8 protein-coding genes and 1 pseudogene are annotated in these 8,707 nt (G+C 63.6%); 8 read left to right on the top strand and 1 reads right to left on the bottom strand.

Going from position 1 to position 8,707, the window contains the following annotated elements; all coding sequences use genetic code 11:
• The 6 genes and pseudogenes from EN969_RS07165 to EN969_RS07140 form a co-directional block, all read left to right on the top strand.
• Positions 1 to 706: pseudogene (locus EN969_RS07165) on the top strand (tRNA uridine-5-carboxymethylaminomethyl(34) synthesis enzyme MnmG); the annotation flags it as partial.
• Complete coding sequence (gene rsmG / locus EN969_RS07160) at positions 703 to 1,335, top strand: 16S rRNA (guanine(527)-N(7))-methyltransferase RsmG (RefSeq protein ID WP_063169597.1); 633 nt, start codon at positions 703 to 705, stop codon at positions 1,333 to 1,335. The pseudogene EN969_RS07165 and the gene rsmG, both read left to right, overlap by 4 nt.
• A 52-nt stretch (positions 1,336 to 1,387) precedes the next feature.
• The gene (locus EN969_RS07155) at positions 1,388 to 2,188 is read left to right on the top strand and encodes a ParA family protein (protein ID WP_013528736.1); all 801 of its coding nucleotides are present in this window, start codon (positions 1,388 to 1,390) and stop codon (positions 2,186 to 2,188) included.
• A gap of 63 nt (positions 2,189 to 2,251) precedes the next feature.
• Positions 2,252 to 3,142: a ParB/RepB/Spo0J family partition protein gene (locus tag EN969_RS07150; protein WP_013528737.1), complete on the top strand. Its 891-nt coding sequence runs from the start codon at positions 2,252 to 2,254 to the stop codon at positions 3,140 to 3,142.
• 513 nt (positions 3,143 to 3,655) lie between these two features.
• On the top strand, positions 3,656 to 4,282 hold the full coding sequence (locus EN969_RS07145) for a DUF1326 domain-containing protein (protein ID WP_063169596.1): 627 nt from the start codon (positions 3,656 to 3,658) through the stop codon (positions 4,280 to 4,282).
• A 33-nt stretch (positions 4,283 to 4,315) separates the two neighbouring features.
• Positions 4,316 to 5,104, top strand: coding sequence for a DUF2182 domain-containing protein (locus EN969_RS07140; RefSeq protein ID WP_013528739.1), 789 nt, complete (start codon positions 4,316 to 4,318; stop codon positions 5,102 to 5,104).
• A gap of 45 nt (positions 5,105 to 5,149) precedes the next feature.
• Here EN969_RS07140 and holA read toward each other — a convergent pair whose 3' ends face one another.
• The gene (gene holA / locus EN969_RS07135; RefSeq protein WP_013528740.1) at positions 5,150 to 6,193 is read right to left on the bottom strand and encodes a DNA polymerase III subunit delta; all 1,044 of its coding nucleotides are present in this window, start codon (positions 6,191 to 6,193) and stop codon (positions 5,150 to 5,152) included.
• Positions 6,194 to 6,603: 410 nt separating this feature from the next.
• On the opposite strand from holA, the gene EN969_RS07130 reads away from it, so the two are divergent.
• Together EN969_RS07130 and EN969_RS07125 are read left to right on the top strand one after the other, a co-directional pair.
• The gene (locus EN969_RS07130) at positions 6,604 to 7,836 is read left to right on the top strand and encodes a 3-methyl-2-oxobutanoate dehydrogenase (2-methylpropanoyl-transferring) subunit alpha (protein ID WP_063169595.1); all 1,233 of its coding nucleotides are present in this window, start codon (positions 6,604 to 6,606) and stop codon (positions 7,834 to 7,836) included.
• A gap of 3 nt (positions 7,837 to 7,839) precedes the next feature.
• Positions 7,840 to 8,707: alpha-ketoacid dehydrogenase subunit beta (locus tag EN969_RS07125; protein WP_164758170.1), on the top strand; the 868-nt coding region annotated here is incomplete at its 3' end.

The raw sequence follows: 8,707 nt of genomic DNA, 5'->3' as shown, positions 1-8,707 counted from the left end.
GGCGGGCAGCGAGCAGATCGTGCTCAGCCGCACCGAGGCCTATATCGGCGTCATGGTCGATGATTTGACCAGCCGGGGCATTGCGGAGCCCTACCGGATGTTCACGTCGCGGGCCGAGTTCCGGCTGTCGCTACGCGCCGACAATGCCGATGAGCGGCTGACGCCCGTGGCTGCGAAGCTTGGCATCGCCTCGGCGCAGCGAATGCGACGCTACGGGGATGTCATGCAGAATCTTGATGAAGCGCGGGAGCTGGCGAAGTTGCTCACAATGACGCCCAACGAGGCGGCGCGTCATGGGCTGGAAATCAACCGGGACGGCGTGCGCCGGTCCGGTTATGAATTGCTGTCCTATCCCGACGTCGACGTGGCCTGGCTGGGTCGTATCGATTCGCGATTCGCGGCGATCGACGGCAAGACGGCGGAGCGCCTCGAAACAGAGGCGAAATATTCAGTCTATCTCGATCGCCAGAAGACGGATGTGGCGCAGATCCGGCATGAAGAGAGCCGGCTGATCCCCGAGACGGTCGATTTCGCCGGAGTGCCGGGTCTGTCGAACGAGTTGAAGCAGAAGATGCAGGCGCGGCGGCCGCGCTCCATCGCCGATGCCCAGCGCATGGAAGGCATGACGCCGGCGGCGCTGGCGATCATTGTCGCGCATGTCCGTCACGCGGAGAGCGCCCAGCGCCTGCAAAAGGATGTTGCGTGAGTTCTATGACCCTAGCGAGCCTGCAGGACACGGCAGGCCCGGTTTCACGTGAAACATTCGATCGGCTGGTGGCGTTCGAGCAGATGTTCCAGAAGTGGAATCGCAGCATCAATCTGGTGGCGCAATCGACCTCGGGCGACGTCTGGCAGCGTCATATATTGGACAGCGCGCAGCTCGCGCGCATAGAGCCCCAAGCCACACGCTGGGTGGATATCGGCTCAGGCGGCGGATTTCCGGGCCTTGTCATGGCTTTCCTGCTGGCCGAGCGCGACGGCGCCAGCATCGATCTGGTTGAAAGCAATCGCAAAAAAGCATCCTTCCTGCAGACCGTCATTGGGCAGTTCAGCCTGCCGGCGCGGGTGGTGGCGCGCCGCATCGACGACAGTCATGCGCTTGTTTCGACGCCGCAGATCGTCACGGCGCGGGCGCTGGCTCCGCTTTCGACGTTGCTGGACCTGTCGGCGCCCTGGCTGATTTCAGGCGCGCGCGGCCTGTTCCACAAAGGCCGGGATTACCGCACCGAAGTGCAAGAAAGCGTTCACCGATGGTCCTTCGATCTGGTAGAACATCCCAGTGTGACCGACGCTGGCGGCGTCATCCTGGAATTGTCCAACCTGCGACCTGTCTGATCCGTCACTGACAGGCGATTTGGCGCCCAAAATGAATTTCTGGCATAAACCCATGATGAAGAATGGCCCCCGAATCATCACCGTAGCCAACCAGAAAGGCGGCGTCGGCAAGACAACCACCGCCATCAATCTGGCGACCGCGCTGGCCGCGATCGGCGAAAAGGTGCTGATCGTCGATCTCGATCCGCAGGGAAATGCCAGCACCGGCCTCGGCATCGACCGCAAGGATCGGACGGTGTCCTCCTATGACGTGTTGACCGGCGAGTTGGAGCTGGAGGCCGCGGCCATCCCGACGGCGGTGCCCGGCCTGTCGATCGTGCCGTCGACGCTCGACCTGCTCGGCATTGAAATGGAGATCGCCTCCGCGCCCGACCGGGTGCTCAAGTTGCGTAATGCGCTGCGCGCCGCGACCGAGCGCGGCGCACCCTTTGGCTATGTGCTGATCGATTGCCCGCCATCGCTCAACCTTTTGACCTTGAATTCAATGGCTGCGGCCGATTCTGTTCTTGTGCCGCTGCAATGCGAGTTCTTCGCGCTCGAAGGTCTCAGCCAGTTGCTGGAGACGGTCGAGCAGGTGCGCCGCTCGATCAATCCGGATCTCACCATCCAGGGCATCGTGCTGACCATGTATGACGGCCGCAACAATCTCGCCAACCAGGTGGTGCAGGATGTGCGGGCGCATATGGGCGACAAGGTCTACGAGACCGTCATCCCGCGCAATGTGCGGGTGTCCGAGGCGCCGTCCTACGGCAAGCCGGCGATCCTTTACGATCTGAAATGCTCGGGCAGTCAGGCCTATCTGCAACTGGCGTCGGAAGTGATCCGCCGCGAGCGCAAGTTACGCGCCGCTTGATTAGACTCCCTGCAATTTAAAGAGCCGATTCGATACCGAAACGATCCGGAACCTGGAATAAAGATGAGCGAAGACCTTTCGAGAAAGAGACTGGGGCGTGGGCTGGCGGCGCTGATCGGCGAGATCGATCGCCCAGCTGCGCCTGAAAAACCAGGCATGAGCGCCGACGGCAAGGTGCCGATCGAGTTCCTGACCCCCAATCCGAAGAATCCGCGGCGGCATTTCGGCGACGCCGAGCTGACCGACCTTGCCCAGTCGATCCGCGAACACGGCGTCGTCCAGCCGGTGGTGGCGCGTCCTTCGCCGGCACAGGCCGGCCGTTACGAGATCATCGCCGGCGAGCGGCGCTGGCGCGCGGCGCAGCGCGCCGGGCTGTCCGAGATCCCGGTCATCATCCGCGAGGTCAACGACCGCACCGCGCTCGAGCTGGCGATCATCGAAAACGTCCAGCGCACCGACCTCAATGCGGTCGAGGAAGCGCTTGGCTATCAGCAGCTGATCGATGAGCACGGCTACACCCAGGCCGATCTCGGCCAGGTGATCGGCAAAAGCCGCAGCCATGTCGCCAACACGCTCAGGCTCCTGAAGCTGCCGGATGTGATCCGCGACATGCTGGTCGACGGCGCGCTGTCGGCGGGCCATGCCCGCACGCTGGTGACGGCGGAAGATCCGGCCGGCCTTGCCAAGCGTATCGTCGAAGAGGGCCTTTCGGTGCGCCAGGCCGAAGCGCTGGCCCAGATACCGGCCGGCACCAGCAGCACCAAGGAAGCCAAGCCGGCGCCAAGTCCGGAGCAAAAGGACGCCGATACGCTGGCGCTGGAAAAGCTGTTGACCGATACGATCGGCATGATTGTGTCAGTGGATCACAAGGGCAAGGGCGGCACTTTGCGGGTTTCATACCGGTCGCTGGAGCAGCTTGATGAGCTGTGCAGAAGGCTGAAGCAGGAGCGTTAGTTAGCCGGCGAAGTATATTGAGACCGGAGATTGCGCATGTGGAAAGGGGCTGGCCGTTTGGCCGGCCTTTTCCTTTTGGGGCGCTCGTGATTGGCGAAATCGGTGACGCCGCGAATCTCCCTCCTTGAGGGGGGATGGCCGGCAGGCCAGAGGGGGTCGCCCCACATCAAGCGCCGGGCCCCTGCGGGAACGAAGAAGAGGTCAGCGCCCCACGCGCGGCGGCCCCCTCTGTCGCCTTCGGCGACATCTCCCCCTCGAGGGGGAGATCAGGCTCGCTCCCCCGCCTCGCGCTCTCAACCGCGATCCCAAGCAGCGCCTGCCGCCAGCCCTGCCGCTCGCGGCTTGACAGTGCCAGGCAACGGCGTAACCTATATTAGATATGGCTTAAATTATGTGCCCTAGCGTGCCGGTCAGTCGAGGCGGGGGCTTTTTGCCGTTCCTACAACAATCGTGAAATGGCACCGCCCCGCCAATGCGATATGCCGACGCGCCTGACGCAAGTGGGAGGTGCAAATGGCAGTCCGTTGGCAATTGTCCGGAAGTTACTTCGAAAATTGTAGCTGCGATGTCGTATGTCCTTGTCTGCTGTCCACCAACGCGCAGCTGACATCGAAGCCGACGAAAGGTGTTTGCGACGTCGGTTTGGTCTTTCATATCAACACGGGCAACTACGGCGACGTTCGATTGGATGGGCTCAGTGTCGCGATGGTCGCTCACACGCCGGGTCCTATGGCAAACGGCAATTGGACGGCCGCCGCCTATATCGACGAACGGGCCGATGACAGGCAAACAGAGGCGCTAGGTGCCATCTTCACCGGCGCTGCGGGCGGCCCTATGGCGGTGCTGGCACTCATGATTGGCACGAATCTTGGCGCCAAGAAGGTGCCGATAAGCTACCGGATAGACGGCAAGAAGCGGTCGGCGGAGATTGCGGGCGTCATGCAGATGGCGGTCGAGCCGCTGCCGACAATGCGCGAGGACGGGCAGATGTGGGCGGCCACAGGCCATCCTGTCAATCCCGATTGGCTCGCCCTGGCGATGGGGGCGGAAGGCAGTACATTCAGCGATCATGGCATGAGCTGGGACAATTCCCGCCGAAACGGACATTACGCCCCGATCAATTGGTCTGGGCAGCAGTAGCCGTAGGCAGCGTAGCACGGAACGACCTCGTCCATGGCCCCGACGTTGCAGCGATACATCATTCTCGCGCTGCTGATCGCTATCGCTGCGGCGGCGTGGACCCTGCTTGTCTGGCAGCAGATGGGCATGGACGCGGACATGCGCATGGAAATGTACGCACTCACCATGGGTATGAAGGCGCCGCTGTTTCTTGCCATCTGGATGATCATGATGATTGCCATGATGTTTCCGACGGCCGCGCCCATGATCCTGACGTTTCACCAGGTCCAGGCCGGCAAACAGAGCCGGGGCGAGACCTTTGTCTCGAGCTGGGTGTTCGTGGCCGGGTATATGCTGGTTTGGGGCGTGATGGGCGTTATCGCCTTTGCCGGTGCGGCGGGTGCGGAGATGCTTGCCGGGCATGTGGGTTTGTCCGCTGCGACGGCCGCGCGTATCGGCGGCGCGCTGCTGATGATTGGGGGCGCCTATCAACTCTCCCCACTGAAAGATCTGTGTCTGGCCAAATGCCGCACGCCGATTGGCTTCATCCTGACCTCATGGCGCGATGGTTATTGGGGTGCGGTTCGCATGGGCCTGGAGCATGGACTTTTTTGCCTGGGCTGCTGCTGGCTTTTGTTTCTCGCCCTCTTTCCTCTCGGGATCATGAACGTCGCCGCAATGGCCGTGGTCACCTTGCTGATCTTTGCGGAAAAGACCCTCCCGTCCGGAGGTGGGATCGCAAAGGTGTCGGGTATCGCTCTGCTTCTTTACGGCGCGGCGGTGCTGGTCTTTCCACAGGCGCTGCCAACCTTCCAGCAGGTGGGCGCCATGACAATGAATTGACCGATGGAGGCAGCGCTCGGCGCCGAGAAGAGGAGGATCGCTCTCCTACCGCTGCGCCAACCTGCTGCTCTCCACCGCAATGCCAAGCAGCGCCTGTCTTGCCAGCGCGACGGAAAGATCCGGCCGCCGCCTGGTCTGCAGCACCGCCGTCTGCAGCCGAGTCAACGCGCGGCCGAGCGCTTCGGTGCTCCAGCGTTCCAGCGCTTTCTCCACCAGCTTGCGCCTGGAGAAAAACACCGGCGGGCGGGCGGCGGCAACGACCGAGGCGGCGTTGCGGTTGCCGGACTCCATCTGGCCGCGCATGATCTGGATCTGCTGCAACTGCCGCATTGCCGAGGACAGCACCAGGAAGGGCTGGCCGCCGGACTGGCAATGGCGGGTGAAGGCGGTGTCGAAGTCGCCGATCTTGCCTTCGAGAAGCGCGTCGACCGCGTCGTCGAAAGACGCGCCGGAGACATCACCTGACATCGCTTTGACCTCCTCCAGGCCGATCTCGGTCTGGCCATGGGCGTAGAGCACAAGCTTCTCGATCTCACCGCGCGAGGCCAGCCGGTCGCCGCCGAGATTGCGGCGCAGCGCCTGTCTCGCTTCCATGGTCATCGACATGCCGGCCCTGCCCAGTTCGCCGTCGATGACGGTGTCGATGTCGCGGGCTTCATCGGCATAGCAAGGCAGGGCCATGGCGTTGTCGGCCGCCTCGACGATGGCGCGCAGGCCGACACCTTTCTTGAGGTCGCCGGCCTCGATGAGAATGATCGCATCGCGCGCGGGCTCGGCCGTCAGCGCCTTGACGTCGTCGGCCAATGCCTTCTGGCCGCTGGCATTGCGCACCCACAGCAGGCGCCGGTCGGAAAACATCGGCACGGTGCGGGCCTCGTCGAGCAGCCGGCCCTCGTCTCGGTCGACCTCCGACCCCTCCAGCCTGACCACCGAGAAGGGATCGTCGAGCGGCAGGCCGGTCTTGCCGGCAAAGGCCTTTGCTCGCTCGGAGACGAGGCCGCGATCGGGGCCGTAAAGCAGGACGATGGAGATCCGCTGGTCCGGCTTCGCGAGCCAGCCATCGACCTCATATGCTTTCTTCTGTGCCATGGCGGGTTGGTTAGCATGATGTGGGGGCGGCATCCAGCTTGGGCGAACGGTCGACCCCCACTCCGTCGAGCTTCGCTCGACACCTCTCCCCCGATCGACGGGGGAGAGGAAGGGCGCGAGTTGGCCAGCCTTGGCTCCCTTCCTCTCCCCCGATCGACGGGGGAGAGGAAAGGCGCGAGTTCGTCGACCAATCACCTTATCTGCCGGCAAACCTCGCCCAACCTTCCCTCTAATTGCGCGCCACCGCCCAACATCGACAAGAAATTTCGCGGACATATCTTCATCTTGGGTGCGGGAGGCTGGATCGGCCGGCGTGGCCGGGACCGACGTCCGCAGGCTACCCGACGAATTCGCACTGGCGGCGCAGATATGCAAATATCTGTTCCGGGCAACATTGGAGGACAAAGGTCATGGCCGATGCTGGGATGTTGCGTTTCCACGTTCCGGAGCCGGAAGTGCGGCCGGGCGGAACGCCTGACTTTTCCAATGTGCCGATCCCCAAGGCCGGCTCTGTGCCGCGCCCGGAGATCGATGTCGATCCGCGCACCATCCGCGATCATGCCTTCTCGATCATCCGCGTGCTGAACCGCACTGGCGAGGCCGTCGGCCCGTGGGCCAGCCTGCTGTCCAGCGACGAACTTCTCACCGGCCTGCGCCACATGATGACGCTGCGGACCTTCGATGCGCGCATGCAGATGGCGCAGCGGCAGGGCAAGACCTCGTTCTACATGCAGCATCTGGGCGAAGAGGCTGTGGCTTGCGCCTTCCGCAAGGCACTGGCGCCGGGCGACATGAACTTTCCGACCTATCGCCAGGCAGGGCTGCTGATTGCCGATGGCTACCCGATGGTCACGATGATGAACCAGATCTATTCCAACGAAGCCGACCCGCTGAAGGGCCGGCAATTGCCGGTCATGTATTCTTCGAAGGAGCACGGCTTCTTCTCGATCTCCGGCAATCTGGCGACGCAGTACATCCAGGCGGTCGGCTGGGCGATGGCCTCGGCGATATCGAACGATTCACGCATCGCAGCCGCGTGGATCGGCGACGGCTCGACGGCCGAGTCCGATTTCCATTCGGCGCTGGTGTTCGCCTCCACCTACAAGGCGCCGGTCGTGCTCAATGTCGTCAACAACCAGTGGGCGATCTCGACCTTTCAAGGCATCGCGCGCGGCGGTTCGGGCACGTTCGCGGCGAGGGGCCTCGGCTTCGGCATCCCGTCACTGCGCGTCGACGGCAACGACTATCTCGCGGTGCATGCGGTCGCCAAATGGGCGGCGGAGCGGGCGCGCAGCAATCTCGGGCCGACGCTGGTCGAATATGTCACCTACCGTGCCGGCGCACATTCGAGCTCGGACGACCCGTCCGCCTACCGGCCGAAGACCGAATCCGACGCCTGGCCGCTCGGCGACCCGATCGTGCGGCTGAAGAACCATCTCATCGCGCTCGGCGTCTGGTCGGACGAGCGGCACGCGCAGGCCGAGGCGGAAATCCTCGACACGGTTATCGCGGCGCAGAAGGAAGCGGAAAGCCACGGCACGCTGCATGCCGGCGGCAAGCCGTCGACGCGCGACATGTTCGAGGGGCTCTATGCCGAGATGCCGCCGCATCTCAGGCGCCAGCGCCAGCAGGCGGGAGTCTGAGCCATGCCGAGACGGACCATGATCGAGGCCATTCGCGATGCCATGGATGTGTCGATGGGGCGCGACGAGAAAGTCGTCGTGTTCGGCGAGGACGTCGGCTTCTTCGGCGGCGTCTTCCGCTGCACGCAGGGCTTGCAGGCCAAATACGGCAAGAGCCGCTGCTTCGATGCGCCGATCAACGAATCCGGCATTGTCGGCTCGGCCATAGGCATGGCCGCCTATGGCTTGAAGCCGTGCGTGGAAATTCAGTTTGCCGACTACATGTACCCGGCCTACGACCAGCTGACCCAGGAAGCGGCACGGCTGCGCTACCGCTCCAACGGCGATTTCACCTGCCCGATCGTGGTGCGCATGCCGACCGGCGGCGGCATTTTTGGCGGCCAGACGCACAGCCAGAGCCCTGAGGCGCTGTTCACCCATGTGTCGGGGCTGAAGACGGTGGTGCCGTCCAACCCGCACGACGCCAAGGGGCTTTTGATCGCGGCGATCGAGGATCCGGATCCGGTGATCTTCCTCGAGCCGAAGCGGCTCTACAACGGTCCGTTCGATGGTCATCACGACCGGCCGGTGACGCCCTGGTCGAAGCATGAGCTGGGCGAGGTGGCCGACGGCCACTACACGGTGCCGCTCGGCAAGGCGGCGATCCGCAGGGCAGGCTCGGCCCTCACCGTGCTCGCCTACGGCACCATGGTCTATGTCGCGCAGGCGGCTGTCGAAGAAACCGGCATCGATGCCGAGATCATCGACCTCAGGACCCTGCTGCCGCTTGATCTCGATACGATCGTCGCCTCGGTGAAAAAGACCGGGCGCTGCGTCATCGTGCATGAGGCGACGCTGACCTCGGGCTTCGGCGCCGAGCTGTCGGCGCTGG

This window comes from Mesorhizobium sp. M7A.F.Ca.CA.003.01.2.1 (assembly GCF_003998945.1).
GTDB lineage: Bacteria > Pseudomonadota > Alphaproteobacteria > Rhizobiales > Rhizobiaceae > Mesorhizobium > Mesorhizobium ciceri.
This window is presented reverse-complemented; position numbering and strand designations above follow the sequence as displayed.

Bases quoted from the DNA above. Each gene is read 5' to 3' on its own strand.
- holA (WP_013528740.1), bottom strand. From the start codon at position 6,193: ATGGCACAGAAGAAAGCATATGAGGTCGATGGCTGGCTCGCGAAGCCG.
- EN969_RS07145 (WP_063169596.1), top strand. From the start codon at position 3,656: ATGGCAGTCCGTTGGCAATTGTCCGGAAGTTACTTCGAAAATTGTAGC.
- EN969_RS07140 (WP_013528739.1), top strand. From the start codon at position 4,316: ATGGCCCCGACGTTGCAGCGATACATCATTCTCGCGCTGCTGATCGCT.
- EN969_RS07130 (WP_063169595.1), top strand. From the start codon at position 6,604: ATGGCCGATGCTGGGATGTTGCGTTTCCACGTTCCGGAGCCGGAAGTG.
- EN969_RS07155 (WP_013528736.1), top strand. From the start codon at position 1,388: ATGATGAAGAATGGCCCCCGAATCATCACCGTAGCCAACCAGAAAGGC.
- EN969_RS07150 (WP_013528737.1), top strand. From the start codon at position 2,252: ATGAGCGAAGACCTTTCGAGAAAGAGACTGGGGCGTGGGCTGGCGGCG.